Here is a 21516-nt window from a genome sequence, read left to right as displayed (position 1 = left end):
TATCAACGGCTCCAACGAGCAGGGAGGAGCCGGATGCGCGCAGCGATTTTCAGAAACGGTGAGATTGTCGTCGACCGGATCGCAGAGCCGAAGCCCGGCCCGGGCCAGGTGCTGGTCAAGACGCTCGCCTGCGGCATCTGCGGCTCCGACCTGCACGCGCGCCAGCACGCCTCGCGGATGGTGGAGATGGCGAAGAAGACCGGACGCGCGCCGATGGATCTGTCGCGCGACGTCGTGTTCGGCCACGAATTCTGCTGCGAGATCGTCGACTACGGCCCCGGTACCACGCGCAAGCTCAAGCCGGGCACGCATGTGTGCTCGCTGCCCGCACTGCTGACGCCTGATGGCATCAAGGGCATCGGTTATTCCAACGAGTTCGTCGGCGGTTATGCCGAGCAGATGCTGCTCAGCGAGCCGCTGCTGCTCGAAGTACCCAACGGCCTTGCGCCGGAACACGCTGCGCTGACTGAGCCGCTCGCGGTCGGTGTTCACGCCGTCGAAAAAGCCAACATCCGCGGCGGCGAAGTGCCATTGGTGATCGGTTGCGGCCCGGTCGGGCTCGCGGTGATCGCCGCGCTGAGGATCAAGGGCCTGCACCCGATCGTCGCTGCCGACTATTCGCCCGCGCGCCGTGCGCTCGCCACAAAGCTCGGCGCCGACATCGTCGTCGATCCCAGGGTGTCGCAGCCCTATGCGACCTGGGCCGAGCACGCGCAGATGTCTGAAGCGGAGAAGGCGGCGCGACCGCCGTTCCAGGCCATGCTGCCGGCGTTGAAGCCGGCGGTCATCTTCGAATGCGTCGGCGTGCCCGGCCTGTTGCAGCAGGTGTTCGAGGGCGCGCCGCGCGATGCCAAGGTTGTCGTTGTCGGCGTCTGCATGGAGAGCGACAGACACGAGCCCATGCTCGGCATCATGAAGGAGCTCAACGTCCAGTACGTGCTCGGCTACACGCCGGAGGAGTTTGCGGCATCGCTGCGCCTGATCGCCGAAGGGCAGGTGGATGCGGCCGCCATGGTGACGGCGGAGATCGGCATCGACGGTGTCGCCAAGGCCTTCGCCGATCTCGCCAATCCAGAGGTGCACACGAAGATCATCGTTCAGCCGTGGCGATAGGACTCTAGACCGGCAGCGCGATTGAGTACTTCACCTGGCTGAGCGCAAAGCTCGACTCGATCGAGGCGATTCCGTCGAGCCGGGTCAGCTTGGTCTTGAGGAAGGTCTCGTAGGAGGCGAGGTCGGCCGCGACGACGCGCAGGAGATAGTCGCGGTTGCCGGTCATCAGATAGCACTCCAGCACCTCGTCCCATTTCGAGATGGCGCGGGCAAAGCGATTGAGGTCCTCCTCCTTCTGCCGCGCCAGCTTGATCGAGATGAAGACGCTGACATGCAGGCCCAGCGCCTTCTGGTCAACGGTGGCGATGTAGCGGCTGATGACGCCGCGCTCCTCCAGCAGTTTGACCCGGCGATGGCACGGCGAGACCGAGAGCCCGACCTTGTCGGCGAGCTCCTGCATGGTCAGCCGGCTGTCGGTCTGGAGGTGGCTGAGGATCTTGCGGTCGATGGCGTCGAGGTCGGGCATTGGGATGAAACCTGCTTTTGGACGGGAGTATTGGTAAAGTATCCTAATAATTGGAGGTATGGCGCGAAAGATTGAGAAGTTTGGCGCCGTCCGCAGGCGTATCATCGTGCCACCTGTTTCCGGGAGCATTGCCATGCCCGTTGATTCCGCCCGCCTCGACACATTGACCGCGCTGGCCCGCAAGGCGCTGTGGCTGTCGTCATGGACCATCCATCACGCCAACCATGTCCGCTCCAATTCGGATGGCCTCAAGGTCGGCGGCCATCAGGCTTCCTCGGCCTCGCTCGCGACCATCATGTCGGCGCTGTATTTTCACGTGCTGCGGCCCGAGGATCGCGTCGCGGTGAAGCCGCATGCGAGCCCGGTGTTCCACGCCATCCAATATCTGTTCGGCCGGCAGAGCCGCGAGAAGCTGGAGAATTTCCGCGGCTTCAAGGGCGCGCAGTCCTATCCCTCGCGCACCAAGGATGTCGACGACGTCGATTTCTCCACCGGCTCGGTCGGCCTCGGCGTCGCGCAGACGCTGTTCGCCTCGCTGGTGCAGGACTACGTCAAGGCGCATGGCTGGATGAAGGATCGCCGCGAAGGGCGGATGATTGCCCTCGTCGGCGATGCCGAGATGGACGAGGGCAACATCTTCGAAGCGCTCGCCGAAGGCTGGAAGCACGGCCTGCGCAACACGTGGTGGGTGGTCGACTATAACCGGCAGTCGCTCGACGCCGTCGTGCGCGAAGGTCTCTGGGAAAAGTTCGAGACCATGTTCCGCAATTTCGGCTGGGACGTGGTGATCGTGAAATACGGCCGGCTGATGCGCGAGGCGTTCGCGGAAGCAGGCGGCGAGGCGCTGAAGCGCTGGATCGACAATTGCCCGAACGCACTCTATGCCGCGCTGTGCTTCCAGGGCGGCGCCGCCTTCCGCAAGCATCTGCATGACGAGATCGGCGACCAGGGACCGATCACGAAACTGATCGACAAGCGGAGTGACGAGGAGCTCTTGGCGCTGATGTCCAATCTCGGCGGCCACGACATGGCGAGCATGCTGGAGGCGTTCGAGTCCGTCGACCACGATCGCCCGGTCTGCTTCATCGCCTACACCATCAAGGGCGTCGGCCTGCCGTTCCAGGGCCACAAGGACAACCACGCCGGCCTGATGACGGTCGCGCAGATGGAGAAATATCGCGAGAGCCAGAACATTCGTCCCGGCCACGAATGGGACAAGTATGAGGGGCTGACGCAAGCTCCGGCCGAGCTCGACGCGTTCCTTTCGCGCGTGCCGTTCAACAAGGATGGCCGCCGGCTGACCGCGCCGGTCGTCGAGGTGCCCGCCCAACTCGCCTTCAAGCCGTCGCCGCAGATGTCGACGCAGCAGGGCTTTGGTCTCGTGCTGAACGAGATCGCGCGCGGCGACAGCGAGCTGGCAAAACGCATCGTCACGACCTCGCCCGACGTCACCGTCTCGACCAATCTCGGTCCGTGGGTGAACCGGCGCGGCCTGTTCGCACGCGGCGAGAAGGCGGACTTATTCCGCAGCGAGAAAATTCCGTCCACGTTCAACTGGGACTTCTCGCCCAAGGGCCAGCATCTCGAGCTCGGCATCGCCGAGATGAACCTGTTCATCATGCTCTCGGCGCTCGGCCTGTCGCATCAGATCAACGGCGAGCGGCTGCTGCCGGTCGGCACGCTCTACGATCCCTTCATCGAGCGCGGCCTCGATGCGCTGAACTATGCCTGCTACCAGGATGCGCGCTTCATGGTAGCGGCGACGCCGTCCGGCATCACGCTCGCGCCCGAGGGCGGCGCGCACCAGTCGATCGCAACGCCCTTGATTGGCATGGCGCAGGACGGGCTCGCCTCGTTCGAGCCGGCCTTCGTCGACGAGCTCGCCGTGATCATGGGCTGGGGTTTTGACCATATGCAGCGCGACCCGGGCGAGGGTGGCTCGGTGTATCTGCGGCTCTCGACGCGCAGCATCGAGCAGGCGCAGCGGATCATGACGCCGGAATTGCAACAGGGCATCACCGATGGCGCCTACTGGCTGCGCAAGCCGGGCCCGAATGCCGAAGTCGTGATCGCCTATACCGGCGCGGTGGCGCCCGAAGCGATCGAGGCCACGGGCTTCATCGGCGAGAGCCGTCGCGACATCGGCCTGCTCGCGATCACGTCAGCCGATCGCCTGCATGCGGGTTGGACCGCCGCGCGGAAATTGCGGCGCGACCGGCGCGGCGTGCAGCATCTCAGCCATATCGAAAAGCTGCTGGCGGAGCTCACCCGCGACTGCGGCATCGTGACCGTGATCGACGGCCATCCCGCCGCACTCGGCTGGCTCGGCAGCGTCCGCGGCCATCGCGTCGAGGCGCTCGGCGTCGAGCAGTTCGGCCAGACCGGCACCATCGCCGACCTCTATCGCCATTATGGCATCGACGCCAACGCCATCATCGATGCGGCGGAAAGCCTCACCACGGGCGCACCGGTGCTGCATCGGAAGATGGCTGTTTAAACTCTCGTCGCCCCGGCGAAGGCCGGGGCCCATACGCCGCAGCGCTGTTGTGGGCCGCAGGTGGGAGACGCCTGAACAAACCAATTCCGTTTCGTGGTTATGGGTCCCGGCCTTCGCCGGGACGACACCTTGAATGCCGGCACCACCTTGCCACCCCACCATCACCGGCTCATATAACCTCCGTCTGCCGCAACGCTGGCCCCGCATATGGCGGGTTCAATTGCTGGCGCTTTCGTGCAAGGATGCCTGCCGAAACGCCCCCTCCAAGCTCCCAAGAAGAGGTTAACGATGGTCAATCGCATGCAATTCTACATCGACGGCGCCTGGGTCGATCCCGCCGTCAAGAAGTCCACCGCCGTGGTGAACCCCGCGACGGAAGAGGCGATGTACGAGGTTGCGCTGGGCTCCAAGGCCGATGTGGATAAGGCGGTTGCCGCTGCCAAGCGCGCCTTTGCAACCTTCTCCCAGACCAGCCGCGAGGAGCGTGTCGCGCTGCTCACCAAGGTCATCGAGATCTACAAGGGCCGCCTCAAGGAGATCGGCGCCGCCGTCTCCGACGAGATGGGCGCGCCGCTGCCGATGGCGGAGAAGCTCCAGGCCGGCGCCGGCCTCGGCCATCTCATGACCACGCTCGACGTGCTCAAGAACTATCATTTCGAGGAGCCTGTCGGCACCGCCATGGTGCTGCGCGAGCCGATCGGCGTGGTCGGCATGATCACGCCCTGGAACTGGCCGCTCAACCAGATCGCCTGCAAGGTTGCGCCCGCGCTCGCCGCCGGCTGCACCATGATCCTGAAGCCGTCGGAATTCACCCCGACCTCGGCGCTGATCTTCGCGGAAATCCTCCATGAAGCCGGCGTGCCGAAGGGCGTGTTCAATCTCGTCAACGGCCTCGGCCCCGAGGTCGGCGCCGCCATGAGCGAGCACCCCGACATCGACATGATCTCCTTCACCGGCTCGACCCGCGCCGGCATCGATGTTGCGAAGCGCGCCGCGCCGACCGTGAAGCGCGTCAGCCAGGAGCTCGGCGGCAAGTCGCCGAACGTCATCCTCGAAGGCGCCGACCTCACGAAGGCGGTGACCGGCGGCGTGATGCACATGTTCAACAACTCAGGCCAGTCCTGCAACGCGCCCTCGCGCATGATCGTGCCGCTGTCCAAGATGAAGGACGTCGCCGCGATCGCGAAGGCCGTCGCCGACAAGACCAAGGCGGGCGATCCGCGCGCCGAAGGCACCACCATCGGCCCGGTCGTCAACCGCGGCCAGTGGGACAAGATCCAGGGCCTGATCAAGAAGGGCATCGACGAGGGCGCAACGCTCGTCGCCGGCGGCCCGGGCCTGCCCGAAGGTGTCAACAAGGGCTTCTATGTCCGCCCGACCATCTTCGCCGACGTCACCCCCGACATGACGATTGCGCGCGAAGAAATCTTCGGACCGGTGCTGACCATCATCGGCGCCAAGGACGAAGCGGAAGCCGTGCAGATCGCCAACGACACGCCGTATGGTCTCGCTGGTTACGTCACCGGCGCTTCGGTCGAGGACGCCAAGCGCGTCGGCCGTCAGATCCGCGCCGGCAACGTCAACCTCCAGGGCGTGCCCAACGACCGCTCTGCGCCGTTCGGCGGCTACAAGCAGTCGGGCAACGGCCGCGAATGGGGCAAGTACGGCCTCGAGGACTTCCTCGAAGTGAAGGCCGTCGCCGGCTTCAACGCAGCGTAAGCGTTAGAGCGCGAACAGAATGGCGCCGGAGCGGGCAACCGCTCCGGCGCTTTTGTTTTTTGCTCCGTCGTCATTCCGGGGCGTCGCGACAGCGCGCGCCCCGGAATGACGATGGAGAGAGGAGCGCCTATCCCCCCAGCGCACCCTGCGTATTCACATACAGCGCGTAGATCGATTGGCTCGCCGCCATGAACAGGCGGTTGCGCTTGACGCCGCCGAAGCAGAGATTGGCGCAGCGTTCGGGCAGCGCAATGCGCCCGATCATGACGCCGTCGGGCGCGAACACGACCACGCCGTCGAGCTCGGGATCGCCCATGCCCCAGCCGCACCAGAGATTGCCGTCGACGTCGCAGCGCATGCCGTCGGGCGTGCCGGGGCCCGCATCGATGTGCACGCGCTTGTTCGAGATCGTGGTGCCGTCAGCCGCAACATCATAGGCGAGGATTTTCCGGTTCGGTTGCCCACGCGATTCCACGACATAGAGGATCTTCTCATCCGGCGAGAAGCACAGTCCGTTCGGGCCGAGCACGCCCTCGGCGACGATCGTCGCCTTGCGGCTCACGGGATCGAGCCGGTAGACGTTCGGATCGATCTCGCTCTCGGCCTTGTAGCCCTCGTAATTGCCGAGCAGGCCGAAGGTCGGATCGGTGAACCAGATCGAGCCGTCTGATTTGACAACGACATCGTTCGGCGAGTTCAACCGCTTGCCATTGAATTGATCCATCAGCACGGTGATCTCGCCGTCATATTCGGTGCGGGTCACGCGGCGGCCGCCGTGCTCGCAGGTGACGAGCCGGCCCTGGCGATCCCTGGTGTTGCCGTTGGCGAAATTGGAGGGCTTTCGGAACACCGAAACCGCGCCGGTCTCTTCCTCCCATTTGACGATGCGCTGGTTCGGGATGTCGCTGCAGAGCAGATAGCGCCCGTCCCCGAACCACACCGGGCCTTCGGCCCAGCGCAGGCCGGTCGCCAGCCGTTCCACGGCGGAGAGCTTCAACCAGTATTTTTCGAAGCGGGGATCGAGGGCGTGAATGGCCGGATCGGGGTAATAGGTCGCCGGCCGCCAGCCTGGCCGCTCCTGGGTGTGGGACGATGCCTCATTCATGTCGGTTCTCTCGTTTCGTTCCCTCTGGACAATCCAGCTACCATCAGTGATCAACGACCGCAAATCGGTCGCCAAAGACGAGGAAAGACATGCCGCGCATCTTGATGACGGGAGCTTCGGGTGGAATCGGAACGCGCCTGCGCAAATTGCTGCCGCCGATCTATCCGGACCTGCTGCTCTCCGACATCCGCCCGCCTGCGGACCTCGGGCCGAACGAGCAGTTCAAGGCGGCTGATCTCTCCGACCTCGCGCAGTGCGAGGCGATCTGCGAGGGCGTCGACGGCATCATCCATTTCGGCGGCTATTCGGTCGAAGGTCCGTGGAACGACATCCTCCAGGCCAACATCATCGGCGGCTACAATCTGTTCGAGGCCGCGTACCGCAAGGGCGTCAAGCGCGTGGTGTTTGCGTCCTCGAACCATGCCGTCGGCTTCTATCCGCGCCACCGCAGGATCGACACCGACGTCACCGCGCGCCCGGACGGCCGCTATGGCGTCAGCAAGGTGTTCGGCGAAGCGCTCGGCGCGCTCTATGCCGACAAGCACGGCTTGAAAGTGACGTGCCTGCGCATCGGCAATTTCGGTGACGTGCCGCTGGACCTTCGCCGCATCTCGATCTGGCTGAAGCCGGAAGATCTGGTGCAGCTCTGCCAGATCGGGCTCGAGCACCCCGACATTCATTTCGAGGTGTTCTACGGCGTGTCCCTGAACGAGCGCGCCTGGTGGGACAACCATCGCGCCTACGAATTCGGCTACCGCCCGACCGGCCGCTCCGAGGATCACGTCGCGCACGCCATGGCCGAGCAGGCCAAGCTGAAGCCCGATCCGATCGGCGATCATTTCCAGGGCGGCGCTTTCTGCAGCAACGAGTTCGACGGCGATAAGAGCCGGATCATTGATTGGAATAAGCGGTAGGGGAGGCGACGAGAGCTGTCTCAAAAGGACAGTGAGAGTTGGGCTCGCAGAGAGATCCTCACCGTCATGGCCGGGCTTGTCCCGCCTGCGCGGCCGAAGCGGCTTCGGCCGCGCAGGCGGGACAAGCCCGGGCATGACGGCCCATTGACATAGATCAATCTCACGCAGGCATCGTCTGGCTCTCGATTGGTGCGATCGCAATTCGAGAACCACGACAATGAAGTTCAAATTGTCAGTCGTCGCAACGCTTGCGATGATCGCTTCAAGACCAGTGCAAGCCGCAGCGCTCAGCGACGCCGAGGCGACATTCCTCGAACAGCTCGTCACCGCATCGGTGGTGCTGGAGCAGCGATGCGTCGGCTTTGAAGCCGATGGCGCCGGCGGCGTTCAACTCGGCGCCCGGCTTCTTGGCGGCCCCAATGCGGCGATGGCGATGATCGACGCTTATTCGGCGGCCATCAAGGCCCGCAATGGCGAGAGCTACGATCCCCGTAAATTCCGTCCCGAGGTCTCCGACGCGGCCAGTAAAACCTTCAAGCGCGTCCGGACGAATTTAATCAGGAGTCCGAAAAGGGCGTGCGCCGATTACGGTGATAGCAGCGTGGATCGCGGTCTGCTGAGGCGTTACTGAACGGGCGACAAGCCCTTGATTGACGAAGGCTGCTTCTAGGCTCCACTCGCAAATCCCACGAAAGTCGTCGCTTCATCGACCGACTTGCGCTCGGATATGACGGCATTGGCAGGAAAGCTGTGATCTGGCCAGCCCAACGCGATGCTTTTCATGATCACTTGATCATCCGCGATCCCGGCATGCTCGCGCACGACGGGGGATTGCATGATGCCCTGGCTGTTGATTACGGCGCCAAGCCCCCGCGACCAGGCCGCGTTGACGAGCGCGGTCGCAACGGCGCCGCAGTCGAAGGCCGAATCGTCGCTGGAGGCCAACTGGCGATCGTATGTGATGATCACGCAGACAGGCGCGTCGAACTGGCGAAAGCCGCGCAGGACCCAGTCTTGGCGCTGCTGCTTGTCATCTCGCGCAATTCCCATGGCACTGAACAGCTGCTTGGCAACGCCAATCTGGCGTTCGCGATGCACGCCCTCGAATGCCTGGCCGGTTCGAAATTCGCGCGAGTGCGGCACGCCCGCCAGATTGCGCTCGGTGTTGCCCTGACGGATACGGTCCAGCGGTGCTCCGGTGATGACGTAGAAATTCCACGGCTGGGTATTCATCGACGAAGGCGCGCGCATGGCCAGCGCCAGGATTTCCTTGATCAATTCCGGCGGGACAGGGTCGGGCTTGTAACCGCGAATGCTTCTCCGGCCAAGAATGACATCATCAAATTCCATGTTGCGGCATCCTGAAATTGGCATGATGCCGCGTTTTCCCTCACAGCTTTGATCATGTCCATAGCTTTCCTGAGAGCAAGAAGCTCGGCCTTTTCCCGTTTGCCGACGTGCTATTCCAAATTCTGACGTCACGGAGGCTGTTTCAGCGGCGCGTCGGAGAATGCTTTGCGAAGTGCGGGCAATCTACCCGACAGCCCCATATTTTCGGCGGCACGTTCCAGATCACGCCAAAATCCGCCGTGAGCGGAGAGGAGATGACCGAGCTCCTCGAGCGTGTCGAGCGCTAGCTCGAGTTCATTGTGTGCGAGGAATTCCTGATATTGCTTCAGCAGCGTAACGCGCGCGTGCTCATGTTGAGCTGGGCTGTCCGGCAGCGCATGTCGCGCCCGTTCGAGCAGCGTCTCGGTGATCTTCCAGCTTTTGATAAGCTGATGGTCCGGCATCAGATCATTTTAGCAGATCTGGATGCCTGGCGGCGATGTCACGCGCGGGCTCAAAGCGTCTCCCCCGCAATCCTCTCCAGATAATCCTTCTTGCTGAACTGCATGTGATCCACACACAGCTGCGCCAGCGCCCAGCTGTCGCGGCCTTTCAACAGCTCGATCATCAGCTCGTGCTGGCGGCGTGATTGCGCAAGCCCCTCGCGGTCGGCGAGGTTTTTTGCGCGCATCGGCAGCGTCAGGCTCATATAGTCCTGCAGCGAGCGCACCAGATAGGGATTGCCGCAGGCCGAAAACAGCGCGAGGTGGAAGGCGTCGTTGGCTTCGTGGATGCCCCGCAGATCCTGCACATCCGCCTTCGCGCAATAGTCGCGTTGCAGGGCGGCGAGCTCGTCGATCAGGCCTTGCGGCGCGGGCAGAGGGATCATCAGTGCCGCCTGCCGCGTCAGCATCTCCCTGACTTCGTAGATCTGCCGGACCTCCTCGGCCGAGTAGAACCGCACGGTGGCGCCGACGTTCTTCCCGCGGCGGACGATGCCGCGGCGCTCGGCATCGACCAGCGCCTGCCGCACGAAGTGGCGCGAGGTGCCGTAGCGCGACATCAGCGCGTCTTCGGTCAGCCGCGCGCCCGGCGCGAAGCGGCCGAAGATGATGTCCTCCTCCAGCCGCGCAACGACGTCATCCGGATCGTCGCGCCTGATAGCCATGGCGTCTGCGGTGCGAATGTCGGACATGCCCTCAGCCTCCCGGCGCCCGCCGGTTCGCCCCTAGGGAGCAGGGCAGGGGCAGATTGTCAATAATCTGGATGATTTGTGGTACGACGGTCCATAAATGATGGGATAGACGCGCGTCTTATTGACAATCGGGGGCCAGGCTGTACCACAATGGGAGCCTAAGGAGTGACGTGATGACGAGTGGTTTGCGCAAGGGTCTGACGAGCTATGGCGATGCCGGCTTCTCGCTGTTCCTGCGCAAGGCGTTCATCAAGGCCATGGGCTATTCCGACGACGCGCTGGAGCGTCCGATCGTCGGCATCACCAACACCTATAGCGACTACAATCCCTGCCACGGCAACGTCCCGCAGATTATCGAGGCCGCCAAGCGCGGCGTGATGCTGTCGGGCGCGATGCCGTTCGTGTTCCCGACCATCTCGATCGCCGAGAGCTTTGCGCATCCGACCTCGATGTACTTACGCAACCTGATGGCGATGGACACCGAGGAGATGATCCGGGCCCAGCCGATGGATTCGGTGATCGTGATCGGCGGCTGCGACAAGACGCTGCCGGCGCAGGTGATGGCGGCGATCAGCGCCGATTTGCCGACGGTGGTCATTCCCGTGGGACCGATGGTCGTCGGCCATCACAAGGGCGAGGTGTTGGGCGCGTGCACGGACTGCCGCCGCCTCTGGGGCAAGTATCGCGCCGGCGAGATGGACGATGCCGAGATCGAAGCCGTCAACGGCCGCCTCGCGCCATCGGTCGGCACCTGCATGGTGATGGGTACGGCCTCGACCATGGCCTGCATGATCGAAGCCATGGGCCTGTCGCTGCCGATGAGCGCAACGATCCCGGCGCCGCATGCCGAGCGTTTCCGCCTCGCCGAGGCGAGCGGCAAGGTCGCGGCCGAGATGGCCAAGACCAAGGGCCCCAAGCCGAGCGAGCTTCTGACGCCGGCCTCTTTCAAAAACGCGCAGGTCGTGCTTCAGGCGGTCGGCGGCTCGACCAACGGCCTGATCCATCTGACCGCGATGGCGCACCGCTCGCCGCACCGGCTCGATCTCAGCGTGTTCGATCAGATCGGTCGCGAGGTGCCGGTGCTGGTCGATCTCAAGCCCTCGGGCGAGCACTATATGGAGCATTTCCATCACGCCGGCGGCGTGCCGAAACTGCTGGCGCAACTCGGCGATCTCGTCGATCTCGATGCCAAGACGATCTCGGGCCAGACGCTGCGCAATGTCGTCGCGAATGCGGAGGATGTGCCCGGCCAGGACGCGATCCGCTCGCGCGACAATCCGATCAAGAAGGAGGGCGGCCTCGCCGTCCTGCACGGCAACCTCGCGCCGCGCGGCGCTGTGATCAAGCAGTCGGCCGCGAGCCCGAAATTGTTGAAGCATACGGGGCGCGCCGTGGTGTTCGAATCCGTCGAGGATATGACGCTGCGCGTCGACGATCCCGATCTCGACGTCACCGCCGATGACGTGCTCGTGCTGCGCAATGCCGGTCCCAAGGGCGCGCCGGGCATGCCCGAGGCGGGCTATCTGCCGATCCCGAAGAAGCTCGCGCGTTCCGGCACCAAGGACATGGTGCGCATTTCGGACGCGCGCATGAGCGGCACCGCATTCGGCACCATCGTTCTCCACATCACGCCGGAATCCGCCGTTGGCGGGCCGCTGGCGCTGGTCAAGAACGGCGACAAGATCAGCCTGGATGTGGCCAGGCGCAGCATCGAGCTGCTGGTCGATGCCGCCGAGCTCGAGCGCCGGCGCGCGGCGTTGAAGCCGACAGCTGCGCCCGATGAAACGCGGCGCGGCTATGCCTGGCTGTTCAATGAGACCATCATGCAGGCCGATGAGGGCTGCGACTTCGACTTCATGCAGAGGACTGGGAAGAAGACCGAAAAGGGCTGATCAACACTCGAACGAGCGCCCAGACCGCTGAAAGCGGCGGGCGATAAAAACAGGGGGAGACGATGATTGCACGATCCTTGCCAGGATTCTTACACGGCTTGGTGGCTGTGGCTGCCATGCTGTTCGTCACGGGCGCCGGAGCACAGGAGGTGAAGCATTATCGCTTCGCCTATGACCAGCCCCGCAACACCGGCTACTCGATCGCCGGCGATCTCTTCGCCGACAAGCTCAAGGAATTGAGCAAAGGCACCATGATCATCGACCAGTACCCCGGCGCGCAGCTCGGGCAGGAGCCGCAGGTGCTTCAGCTCGTGAAGGCCGGCGACGTCGAATTCTCCATCGTCTCGTCGGCCAACACCGCGACGATCTCGCCGCAGGCCGGCGTGATGTCGCTGCACTATCTGTTCCGCGACGAGAACCACGTGATCAAGGGCCTTGCTGATCCGAAGGTGTTCGAAGCCCTCAAGGCTATGATCGAGGAGACCACGCAAGGCCTGCACCTCATCGGCACGGGTTCGCAGGGCGTGCGCCACATGTATTCCAAGAAGGAGATCCATAATGTGGCTGATATCAAGGGTCTGAAGGTCCGCGTGCAGGCGACCGCGACCGAAGACACCATGTTCCCGGCCTATGGCGCCCAGACCGTGCACATGCCGTTCGGCAGTGTCTACACGTCGTTGCAGACCGGCGTCGTCGACGTTGCCGAGAACAGCATCAACGTCTACCTCGTCAACAAGCACTACGAGGTCGCCCCGGTGCTGAACATCACCGAGCATGAGGCCAACAACGCGCTGGTGTTCGTCTCCGACAAGCTCTGGCAGAGCCTGTCGGCCGAGCAGAAGGGCTGGGTGCAGACGGCGGCCAACGAGATCAGCACGAAGGAGCCGGCCAAGGCGTTCGATCTCGAGCGCAGCGCGGCCGAGAAGCTGAAGAAGATGGGCGTCAAGATTGTGGACAACGTCGACAAGAAGAGCTTCACGGCGATCGCCGACCCCTATCTCGACAAGCTCGCCAAGGAGCTCGGCCCGCATGCCGAGAAGATCAAGGATTTGATCCGGTCGATTAATTAGGCCGCGGGCGCCTTACCTCTCCCCATCGGGGAGAGGTCGGATTGCGCAGCAATCCGGGTGAGGGGCCGCGGCGTTCTGTGAGGCTGTAACCCCTCACTCGGGCGGCATCTTGCGATGCGATCCGACCTCTCCCTACGGGAGAGGTGGCCATCGACTCGACTAGCAGCGTTTGCAAAGCTCAATCCGCGTTATGCCGGGACGACGAGGGTAACAATGGCCATCGCCGACAAGCTCGTACTCCAACGCCAGCGTCACCTGAAATGGCGCCGGCTCGATTGGCTCGAGCTCGCGCTCATGATCCTCTGTGGCGTGCTCTGCTTCGGCTTCTCGCTGTCGGTCACCGCCGACATCATCACCCGCACCATCGGCCATCCCTGGCTCTGGCTGCAGGAAGTCACCTCGACGCTGTTCATCTACGCGATCTTCATCGGCGCGGCGGTCGCGACCCGGCGCAACGATCACCTCTATCTCACCGCGATTTCCGAGGCGATGCATGGCACGCCACGCGTCATCGTCGAAGTGATCATCCGCCTCATCGTGCTCGGCGTCGCTATCTGCTTGATCTGGTACGGCTACCAGAATTACCTGCGTGGCTTCGGCAGCTTCCGCCTGCCGTCGGGCACGCCGATCGCCTCGCTCTACGCGATCATACCGCTCTCCGGCATTCTGGTCGGCCTCTTCACCGTCGAGCAGCTCGTCAACGGCCTGCGCAACGGCTTTGACCATCCGGAGCCGCCGGACCAGGATGCCGCGCCGGTCGTGACCGAGACCCAGGTGAGGGCGCAGCCGTGAGCGCACCCATTGTCCTGGCGTTGATGTCGATCTGCTTCCTGTCGTTCGGCTATCTCGGCGTACCCGTGCCGTTCTCGCTGATGGCGGGCGTCTTCATCGGCGCCATCCTGTCCGACGTCTCGCTCGCGGCAATCATCCAGAAGATCTTTGACGGCGTCGATTCCGAGGCGCTGCTGGCGATTCCGTTCTTCCTTTTGGTCGGTGAGCTCATGAGCTCGGCCAATGTGGTGGTGCGAATAGCCAATCTTTCGGTGTCGCTGGTCGGGCATATCAGGGGCGGGCTGTCGCAGGTCGTGGTCGTCTTCAGCATGTTCTTCTCGGAGATGTCGGGTTCGACCACCGCCGATGTCGCCGTGATGAGCCGGGCGCTCGGCGGCCCGATGAAGCGCGAGGGCTATGAGCCCGCCTTCATAGCCGCCATCATCGCCTCCGCCTCGACCATCGCGGCACTGGTGCCGCCGAGCATCACGGCGGTGGTCTATGGCGCGGTCGGCAACGTCTCGATCGCCGGGCTGTTCATGGCGGGCGTGGTGCCCGGCCTGATGATCGGCTTCGGCCTGATGATCTATTGCTATTTCTTCGGCCCGTCCGGCCTGCGCAAGCCGCGCGCGCCGCTGCGGCAGATCGTGTTCGCGGCCGGCGACGCGGCGCTGCCGCTGATGATCCCGGTGATCTTGCTCGGCGGCATCCTGACCGGCTGGTTCACGCCGACGGAAGCCGGCGTCGTCGCCGTGGTCTGGATCATCCTCGTCGTGATCCCCGCGCTCAACCGCGGTCACTTCCGCAAGATCCCTTACGATTTCTGCCTCGCCGGACTGATCTTCTCGCTGCCGCTGATCACGATCGGCGCCGCCAACGCCTTCGGCTGGATGCTCGCTTATTTGCGCGGCGCCAGCTACATCGCCGACATGATCACCTCGATCGCGGGTCACGATCCGCATCTGATCATGCTGCTGATGGTGCTGCTGTTCACCGTGGTCGGCGACTTCATCGAGCCGGTGCCGACCATCATCATCTTCATGCCGCTGGTCAACACGCTGACCGAGGCGGGCGACATCAACGGCGTCCACATGGGCGTGGTGCTGATCGCGACGCTCGCCTTCGGCCTGATCACACCGCCTTATGGTCTGGTGCTGCTGATGGCCTCGAAATTCGTCGGCATCAGTTTCGCGAAAGCGTTGCGCGCGGCGCTACCGATCTATGTGGTGTTCTTCGCCACCATCGCGTTCGCGATCTATTTCCCGAGCGTCGTGCTGTGGCTGCCGCGGCACGTGCTGCCGGAATCGGTCGGCTGCTTCAAGTCGCCGGGGGGGACCGGGTACATCTGCCCGCAATAGAGCGCTACTTGCTCTTGCTGGTGAACTTCTTCACGGCGACGCGGAATTCCTCCGTGTTCATCGCCATGATGATCTTGTGCTCCTCGGCCTCGAGCTGTTGCCTTACCGGCGTCGTCGCCGCCGCATAGACCAGCGATTTGGTGCCTGATATCGCCGCGGGCGGGTTCTGCGCCAACCGTTCGGCGAGCTGCCGCGTCGCGGCCTTCAGCTCGGTTGCCGGTACGGTCTTGACGACGAGGCCCCATTCTTGCGCCTGCTGCGCGGTAAAATTATCCTCGGCGAGGAAGATCTGCAGTGCGCGGCGTGAGCCGACCGTGCCGACGATCCCGACCGTCGAGCCGCCATCCGGCGACACGCCGATTTTGGCGTAAGCCGGGGTGAATTTGGCGTCCTCAGCCGCGATGCAGAGATCGGTGACGAAGGCGAGGCCCATGCCGGCGCCCGCGGCCGAGCCGTGCACGCTGGAGAGCGAGATCTTCGGCATGCGCCGGATGATCTCGATGAAGGAATGATAGTGCTTGAGCAACTCGCCGACGACCGGCGTCACGGTGTTGGCCTCAGCCGCAGCCCCAATCGTCTGCAGATCGCCGCCGGCGGAAAAGGCGCGGCCTTCGCCCTCGAGCACCACGACCCTGATGGCGTCATCGCCTTCGAGATAAGCCGCAAGCTGTTCGAGCTTTTGCGCGATCGCAAGGTTGATCGAGTTGAACGCGGCGGGACGGTTGAGCGTGATGGTCGCGATCGGGCCGTCGACCCGCAGCAGCGCGGGATCATCGGGCTTTGAGACGGGAGCTGGCATTGGAAATCCCCGGCTGGAGGTTGTTGCTGCAACTAAATCGCAGAAGGCGAGGGGAGACAATCCCCGCAAGCCACCTTGCGCATGGCTGAATGATAGGCTCAAATGGGCCGCCTTCGCCAAAGGGACGGACACGAGCGCCGGTTCCTCCTAGGCAAGCCAAGCCAAAACCAGCGAGAGAGGAGACGACATGGCTAACGCTCGTGCCTTGCAGAAATGGGCTGTCCAATGACGGGCCCGGTGATCATTGTCGGCGCCGGCCATGGTGGCTATCAGGTCGCGGCCTCCCTGCGCCAGGCGGGCTTTTCCGAGCGCATCTGCCTGATCAATGACGAGGCGCATCTGCCCTATCAGCGACCGCCGCTGTCCAAGGCTTATATCAAAGGCTCGGCGGGGCCCGAGAGCCTGATGTTCCGCCCCGAGAAATTCTACCACGACCAGACCATCGAGCTGATCGCCGGCCGCGCCGTCTCGATCGATCGCGCCGCGCGCACGGTGCTGCTCGCTTCGGGGGAGACGCTGGCCTACGGCCATCTCGTGCTGGCGACGGGCGCGCGCAATCGGCTTCTGGATTTGCCGAATGCGAATCTGCCCGACGTGAAATATTTGCGCATCCTCGACGAGAGTGAGGCGCTGCGAAAGATCATGCCGTCGAAGACGCGGGTCGTGGTGATCGGCGCCGGATTCATCGGTCTCGAATTCGCCGCCACCGCGCGGATCAAGGGCCTCGAGGTCGACGTGCTCGAGCTCGCGCCACGCGTGATGGCGCGCGCAGTGACCGCGGAGGTCTCGGAATATTTCCAGGCGCGGCACCGCGAGGCCGGCATCCGCATTCACCTCGGCGTGCAGGCGACCTCGATCGAGGCCGAGGGCGGCAAGGTCACCGGCGTGTCCTTGAGCGACGGCCGGCATCTGCCGGCCGACCTCGTCGTGGTCGGCGTCGGCGTGCTGCCGAACATCGAGCTCGCGGCCGAAGCGGGGCTGCCGGTCGCGGCCGGCATCATCGTCGATGAATATCTCGCGACGGCCGATCCGAACATTTCTGCGATCGGCGATTGCGCGCTGTTCGCAAGCCCGCGCTTCGGCGGCTCGCTGCGGCTGGAATCGGTGCAGAACGCCACCGATCACGCCCGCTGCCTCGCGGCGCGGCTGACCGGCGACAAGAAGCCTTATGACGGTCATCCCTGGTTCTGGAGCGACCAGGGCGACGACAAGCTCCAGATCGCCGGCCTCACCACCGGCTACGACCGCGTCGTGCTGCGCGGCGATCCCGTCAAGAAAGCCTTCTCCGCGTTCTGCTACAAGGGCGACAAGCTGCTCGGCATCGAATCGATCAACCGCGCCGGCGATCACATGTTCGGCCGCCGCCTGCAGGCCATGGACCGCTCGATCACACCGGAGCAGGCCGCCGACGAAAGCTTTGACCTGAAGAGCGCGCTGGCGTGAGTCTTCTCCCTCTCCCCGCAAGCGGGGCGAGGTGAGGAAAGCTACAAAATCGCAGCCACCTCGGCGGCCGTCGGCATCGACGGCCCCGCGCCCATGCGCTGCACGCTGATCGAAGCCGCAGCATTGGCGAAGGCGAGGGCTGCGCGCATGGCGGCCCCATCAGCGAGCTGCGAGGCGAGTGAGCCGACGAAGCAATCGCCGGCGCCTGTGGTGTCGACCGCCTTCACCACGCGGCCGGGCACCGCAAATTCCTCGTGTCCGGCGAGCGCGAGCACGCCGCGCTTGCCGAGCGTGATGCAGATGGTCTGGTCCTCGCGCGCCTGAAGTTGCCGGGCGACCGCGATGATCTTTGCGGCCTCGTCATCGTCGGAGAGGTCTGCGCCGGCGAGGAAGCCGAGCTCGGTCTCGTTCAGCACGAGGATGTCGACCAGCGCAAGCAGCTCGCCGGACATCTTTTGCGCCGGGGCGGGATTCAGCAGCGTCGTCGCGCCGGCGTTCCGGGCGCGCTGGAAGAATGCGGCAATGGTCGGCAGCGGGATCTCGAACTGGCTGACGGCGACATCGCCCTTCGCCAGTGGCGCATCCGCGACGTCATCCGCGCTGACCAGCCCATTGCTGCCGGGAATGACGACGATGGTATTGTCGGAGGCGGCGACGGTGATGATGGCGGTGCCGGTGTGCGTATCCGCCTCGCGGACGGAGCCGAGATCGATGCCTTGGGCGCCGAGGAACGTCCTCAGCTCGGCCCCGAACGCATCCTTGCCGAGACGTCCGATCAGCGTCGTCTTCGCGCCGAGCCTGGACGCCGCCACGGCCTGGTTCGCGCCCTTGCCGCCGGGAAAATACAGCACTTGCCGACCCGCGACGGTCTCGCCCACCCTGGGATGGCGATCGGCGGTCGCCACCACATCCATATTGATGCTGCCGGCGACGAAGACGCGGCCCATGAGCAATCCTTTCGAAGTCTAGACCCTGACTTCGAACTCGTGCCTGACTTTGGCGATGTCGACAAGGGTCGGCAGGCCGGCTTCGTTGCCGAGGCGCTGGATCTTGAAGGTCGAGGCCGCCCGGGCAAAGTCGAAATGCTCGCGCCAGCTTTTGCCGGGGTGGGCGAGGTAGGAATAGACATAGGCGCCATGGAAGACGTCGCCGGCGCCGTTGGTGTCGATCACGCGCTCGCGCGGGATCGGCATCGCAGGCATCACCTGGACCGTCCCGGTTTCGTCGTACCAGAGCAGGCCCTTCTCGCCCATGGTGACGCCGCCGATCTTGCAGCCGCGGCTCTTGAGGTAATCGAGCATCTTCTCCGGCGTCAGGTCCATCTGCTCGCACAGGCGTTCGGCGACGATCGCGACGTCGATGAATTCCAGCAGCTCATGCGTGTTGGTGCGCAGGCCGCCGCCGTCGAGCGAGGTCAGGATGCCGGTCTCGCGACAGACTTTTGCGTAGTGGATCGCGGCATCGGGCTGATGGCCGTCGACATGCAGCGCGCGGCAGCCGCCGAGATTGAGCATCGGGAACGGATGGATGTGCTCGTCGTCGCGGCAGCGGACGATGGCGCGCTTGCCGTCCTTGGGCATGATGAAGGACAGCGAGGACTGGTTCACCTTCCGCCCGTGCAGCGAGATCGCGTATTTCGCGCACATGTCCTGGAACATGCGCCCCAGCCAGTCATTGGCCGCGGTGGCGATCAGATCGGGCACGATGCCGAGCTTGGCGCAGCAGAACGCCGCCGTGACCGCGTTGCCGCCGAACGAGACCGCGTAGTCGGAGGCCACGTGCTTTTCGTCGCCGGTCGGCATGTGGTCGGTGATGAAGACGACGTCGATATAGGTCTGTCCGATAAAGAGAGCCTGCATTGCTTGTCCGTGATGCGCGTGGTGGTCCCGGCCGACGGGCTTACTCTAACACCGGTTCCGCTTCGGGGACGCTGAAATTATTCGCAAAACCGCCCCGGAGCGCTTGAGGTCGGTATGAGGCCGGAATACGACCATGTCGGGCCCATGCCAAGCCCGGACAAATGCCGTTTTCCGGCCAGGGTTCCAGGTCGATCAAAAGGGACAAACATGATCACCGGCCTCGATCACATCGTCGTTCTGGTCAGGGATATCGGTGCGGCCAAGGCGGCCTATCAGACGCTGCTCGCCCGCGCGCCGGCCTGGCAGAACTCCGGCGAGGGCGCCGACCGCGTGCTGTTCACCCTCGACAACATGACCATCGAATTGATGGCACCGAGCGGCTTCACCGCGACCGCGGACCGGATGCGCGCGCTGCTCGACGACCAGGAAGGCATGCTCGCCAGCCTGTGCTTTCGTGTCGCAGACATGGGCAAGATGCACCGGCGGCTGGACCGGGTGGCGCTGAAGCCGGATCCCGTCGCCGAGGTCGAGAGCAGCGACGATGCGAGCGGCGCGGCCTTGCACTGGAAGCGCACGCGCGCGGCCACCGAACTGACGCGCGGCGTGCGCATGTTCTTCCTCGAGCTTGCCGAGGAGCGGCCGAAGTCGGTCGCGACCGACTTCGCGCCGATCGACGGGCTCGATCATGTCGTGATCACCACCGAGGATTCCGATCGCGCCGCCGCGCTCTATGGCGCGCGGCTCGGGCTCGATCTCGCGCTCGATCGCTCCCATCATGACTGGGGTCAGCTGATGTTCTTCCGCTGCGGCGATCTCATCGTCGAGGTGGTGCGCCGCCCCGTCGCGGGCGGCGATTCCCGGCACGACCGGCTCTGGGGCCTGAGCTGGCGCGTCGCCGACATCGACGCCACGCGCGCACGCCTGATTGCCGCCGGCCTCGACGTCACCGAGGTCCGCAACGGCCGCAAGCCGGGCACGCGCATCATGACGGTCCGCAACGGCGCCTGCGGCATCCAGACCGTGCTGCTGGAGCGTTCGCCGAAGCCGGTGGAGTAGGGGACGGAGTCATTCCGGGGCGATGCAAAGCATCGAACCCGGAATGACGGAGCTAGCCGGCGTCCCTGCGTTCTCAAACGGGCGTCCGCGTGTTACACGGAATCCTGAAACCACCCAGCGAGCACCCGGTTTGGCGAAGGCAGCGGCAAAACGAACTCTGAAATGGCAGCGCGACCCCGAGGGGATGCGGCTGCGCATTCTGGAAGCCGCCAAGCAGGAGTTTTCCGCCCACGGGCTCGCCGGTGCCCGCGTCGACCGCATCGCCGCCAAGGCCGGCGCCAACAAGCGCATGCTGTATTACCACGTCGGCAACAAGGACGAGCTCTATCTCGCGGTGCTGGAAGGCGCCTATGACAAGATCCGCAGCGAGGAGCGGGGGCTCGATCTCGAACATCTCGATCCGCCCGAGGCCATCAGGCGGCTGATCGAGTTCACCTGGAATTACTTCCTGCGCAATCCCGAATTCCTGTCGCTGCTCCAGACCGAGAACCTCGTCCGCGCAAAGCATCTGAAGCGCTCGACCAAGGTCAAGTCGATGCATTCGCCCTTTGTCGAGATGATCCGCACCGTGGTGCGGCGCGGCGTCGACAGCGGCGATTTCCAGGTCGCGGTCGATCCGGTGCAGCTCTACATCTCGATCGCGGGCCTCTGCTTCTTCTACCTCTCGAACTCGGCGACCTTGAGCGTGATCTTCGGCCGCGACCTGCTCGCCAAGGACGCCAAGGATGAGCGGCTCGCGCACATGGTTGGCCTCGTGCTCGCCGCGCTGACCGGGCGATCGGCCGCGTTGTTCGATGTCACGAAGGCGCCGAAGTCGCGAACGGCTGTGGCGCAGACCGTTTAGGCAAACCATTTCCCCGTCGTCGTTCCGGCGAAGGCTCGGACCCATACCGCGTGATCTATCGATCGCGTGCGGTGCTAATCCCGAAC

At 64.3% G+C, this 21516-nt stretch carries 20 protein-coding genes; 12 read left to right on the top strand and 8 right to left on the bottom strand.

What is annotated here, in order from left to right; genetic code table 11:
• Nucleotides 1-33 precede the first annotated feature (33 nt).
• Nucleotides 34-1113, top strand: a complete 1080-nt coding sequence (locus tag ACWAT4_RS28975; RefSeq protein ID WP_212424900.1) for a zinc-binding dehydrogenase — start codon at nt 34-36, stop codon at nt 1111-1113.
• Between the two features lie 4 nt (nt 1114-1117).
• Here ACWAT4_RS28975 and ACWAT4_RS28970 read toward each other — a convergent pair whose 3' ends face one another.
• Nucleotides 1118-1579, bottom strand: coding sequence for an Lrp/AsnC family transcriptional regulator (locus tag ACWAT4_RS28970; RefSeq protein WP_212297911.1), 462 nt, complete (start codon nt 1577-1579; stop codon nt 1118-1120).
• A 133-nt stretch (nt 1580-1712) separates the two neighbouring features.
• Here ACWAT4_RS28970 and ACWAT4_RS28965 point away from each other — a divergent pair, with 133 nt between their 5' ends.
• Complete coding sequence (locus ACWAT4_RS28965; RefSeq protein ID WP_212424901.1) at nt 1713-4076, top strand: transketolase; 2364 nt, start codon at nt 1713-1715, stop codon at nt 4074-4076.
• 288 nt (nt 4077-4364) lie between these two features.
• Nucleotides 4365-5795 carry an aldehyde dehydrogenase family protein gene (locus tag ACWAT4_RS28960; protein WP_449728671.1) on the top strand — a complete coding sequence of 477 codons (1431 nt, stop codon included), beginning with the start codon at nt 4365-4367 and terminating at the stop codon, nt 5793-5795.
• Nucleotides 5796-5922: 127 nt separating this feature from the next.
• Here ACWAT4_RS28960 and ACWAT4_RS28955 read toward each other — a convergent pair whose 3' ends face one another.
• Entirely contained in the window at nt 5923-6900 is a 978-nt protein-coding gene (locus ACWAT4_RS28955; RefSeq protein WP_212447040.1) for an SMP-30/gluconolactonase/LRE family protein, read from the bottom strand.
• An 89-nt stretch (nt 6901-6989) separates the two neighbouring features.
• Between ACWAT4_RS28955 and ACWAT4_RS28950 the strand changes: the two genes are divergently transcribed.
• A complete protein-coding gene (locus ACWAT4_RS28950; protein ID WP_212297915.1) occupies nt 6990-7814 on the top strand; it encodes an NAD-dependent epimerase/dehydratase family protein in 825 nt (274 codons plus the stop codon).
• Nucleotides 7815-8031: 217 nt separating this feature from the next.
• Entirely contained in the window at nt 8032-8445 is a 414-nt protein-coding gene (locus ACWAT4_RS28945; RefSeq protein ID WP_449728670.1) for a hypothetical protein, read from the top strand.
• 35 nt (nt 8446-8480) lie between these two features.
• Here ACWAT4_RS28945 and ACWAT4_RS28940 read toward each other — a convergent pair whose 3' ends face one another.
• The 3 genes from ACWAT4_RS28940 to ACWAT4_RS28930 all read right to left on the bottom strand — a co-directional run bounded on the left by ACWAT4_RS28940 (nt 8481) and on the right by ACWAT4_RS28930 (nt 10338).
• Nucleotides 8481-9164 (bottom strand): nitroreductase, encoded by a 684-nt coding sequence (locus ACWAT4_RS28940; protein WP_449731279.1) that lies wholly within the window; start codon nt 9162-9164, stop codon nt 8481-8483.
• A gap of 128 nt (nt 9165-9292) precedes the next feature.
• On the bottom strand, nt 9293-9607 hold the full coding sequence (locus ACWAT4_RS28935; RefSeq protein WP_449728669.1) for a hypothetical protein: 315 nt from the start codon (nt 9605-9607) through the stop codon (nt 9293-9295).
• Between the two features lie 50 nt (nt 9608-9657).
• Entirely contained in the window at nt 9658-10338 is a 681-nt protein-coding gene (locus ACWAT4_RS28930) for a GntR family transcriptional regulator (RefSeq protein WP_212424907.1), read from the bottom strand.
• A 173-nt stretch (nt 10339-10511) separates the two neighbouring features.
• On the opposite strand from ACWAT4_RS28930, the gene ACWAT4_RS28925 reads away from it, so the two are divergent.
• From ACWAT4_RS28925 to ACWAT4_RS28910, 4 genes are all read left to right on the top strand, one after another.
• Nucleotides 10512-12230, top strand: a complete 1719-nt coding sequence (locus ACWAT4_RS28925) for an IlvD/Edd family dehydratase (RefSeq protein WP_449728668.1) — start codon at nt 10512-10514, stop codon at nt 12228-12230.
• Between the two features lie 62 nt (nt 12231-12292).
• Nucleotides 12293-13300, top strand: a complete 1008-nt coding sequence (locus tag ACWAT4_RS28920) for a TRAP transporter substrate-binding protein (RefSeq protein ID WP_212424909.1) — start codon at nt 12293-12295, stop codon at nt 13298-13300.
• A gap of 213 nt (nt 13301-13513) precedes the next feature.
• Entirely contained in the window at nt 13514-14092 is a 579-nt protein-coding gene (locus ACWAT4_RS28915; RefSeq protein WP_212297921.1) for a TRAP transporter small permease, read from the top strand.
• The gene (locus ACWAT4_RS28910; protein WP_449728667.1) at nt 14089-15429 is read left to right on the top strand and encodes a TRAP transporter large permease; all 1341 of its coding nucleotides are present in this window, start codon (nt 14089-14091) and stop codon (nt 15427-15429) included. The genes ACWAT4_RS28915 and ACWAT4_RS28910 overlap by 4 nt, the downstream gene beginning before the upstream one ends.
• Nucleotides 15430-15433: 4 nt before the next feature.
• Here the strand turns inward: ACWAT4_RS28910 and ACWAT4_RS28905 are convergent, their stop codons facing one another.
• Complete coding sequence (locus ACWAT4_RS28905) at nt 15434-16228, bottom strand: enoyl-CoA hydratase/isomerase family protein (RefSeq protein WP_449728666.1); 795 nt, start codon at nt 16226-16228, stop codon at nt 15434-15436.
• A gap of 225 nt (nt 16229-16453) precedes the next feature.
• Between ACWAT4_RS28905 and ACWAT4_RS28900 the strand changes: the two genes are divergently transcribed.
• Nucleotides 16454-17671, top strand: coding sequence for an NAD(P)/FAD-dependent oxidoreductase (locus ACWAT4_RS28900; protein ID WP_449728665.1), 1218 nt, complete (start codon nt 16454-16456; stop codon nt 17669-17671).
• A 41-nt stretch (nt 17672-17712) separates the two neighbouring features.
• Here the strand turns inward: ACWAT4_RS28900 and ACWAT4_RS28895 are convergent, their stop codons facing one another.
• A complete protein-coding gene (locus tag ACWAT4_RS28895) occupies nt 17713-18618 on the bottom strand; it encodes a ribokinase (RefSeq protein WP_212297924.1) in 906 nt (301 codons plus the stop codon).
• Nucleotides 18619-18636: 18 nt separating this feature from the next.
• Nucleotides 18637-19530, bottom strand: coding sequence for a sugar kinase (locus ACWAT4_RS28890; RefSeq protein WP_449728664.1), 894 nt, complete (start codon nt 19528-19530; stop codon nt 18637-18639).
• A gap of 207 nt (nt 19531-19737) precedes the next feature.
• Here ACWAT4_RS28890 and ACWAT4_RS28885 point away from each other — a divergent pair, with 207 nt between their 5' ends.
• Entirely contained in the window at nt 19738-20586 is an 849-nt protein-coding gene (locus tag ACWAT4_RS28885; RefSeq protein WP_449728663.1) for a VOC family protein, read from the top strand.
• Between the two features lie 184 nt (nt 20587-20770).
• Complete coding sequence (locus ACWAT4_RS28880; RefSeq protein WP_449731278.1) at nt 20771-21430, top strand: TetR/AcrR family transcriptional regulator; 660 nt, start codon at nt 20771-20773, stop codon at nt 21428-21430.
• Nucleotides 21431-21516: the final 86 nt, after the last annotated feature.

It is taken from the genome of Bradyrhizobium sp. T-1 (genome assembly GCF_053592855.1).
Note: the sequence above shows the minus strand (reverse complement) of the source record. Positions and strands in the feature narration are given on the sequence as shown.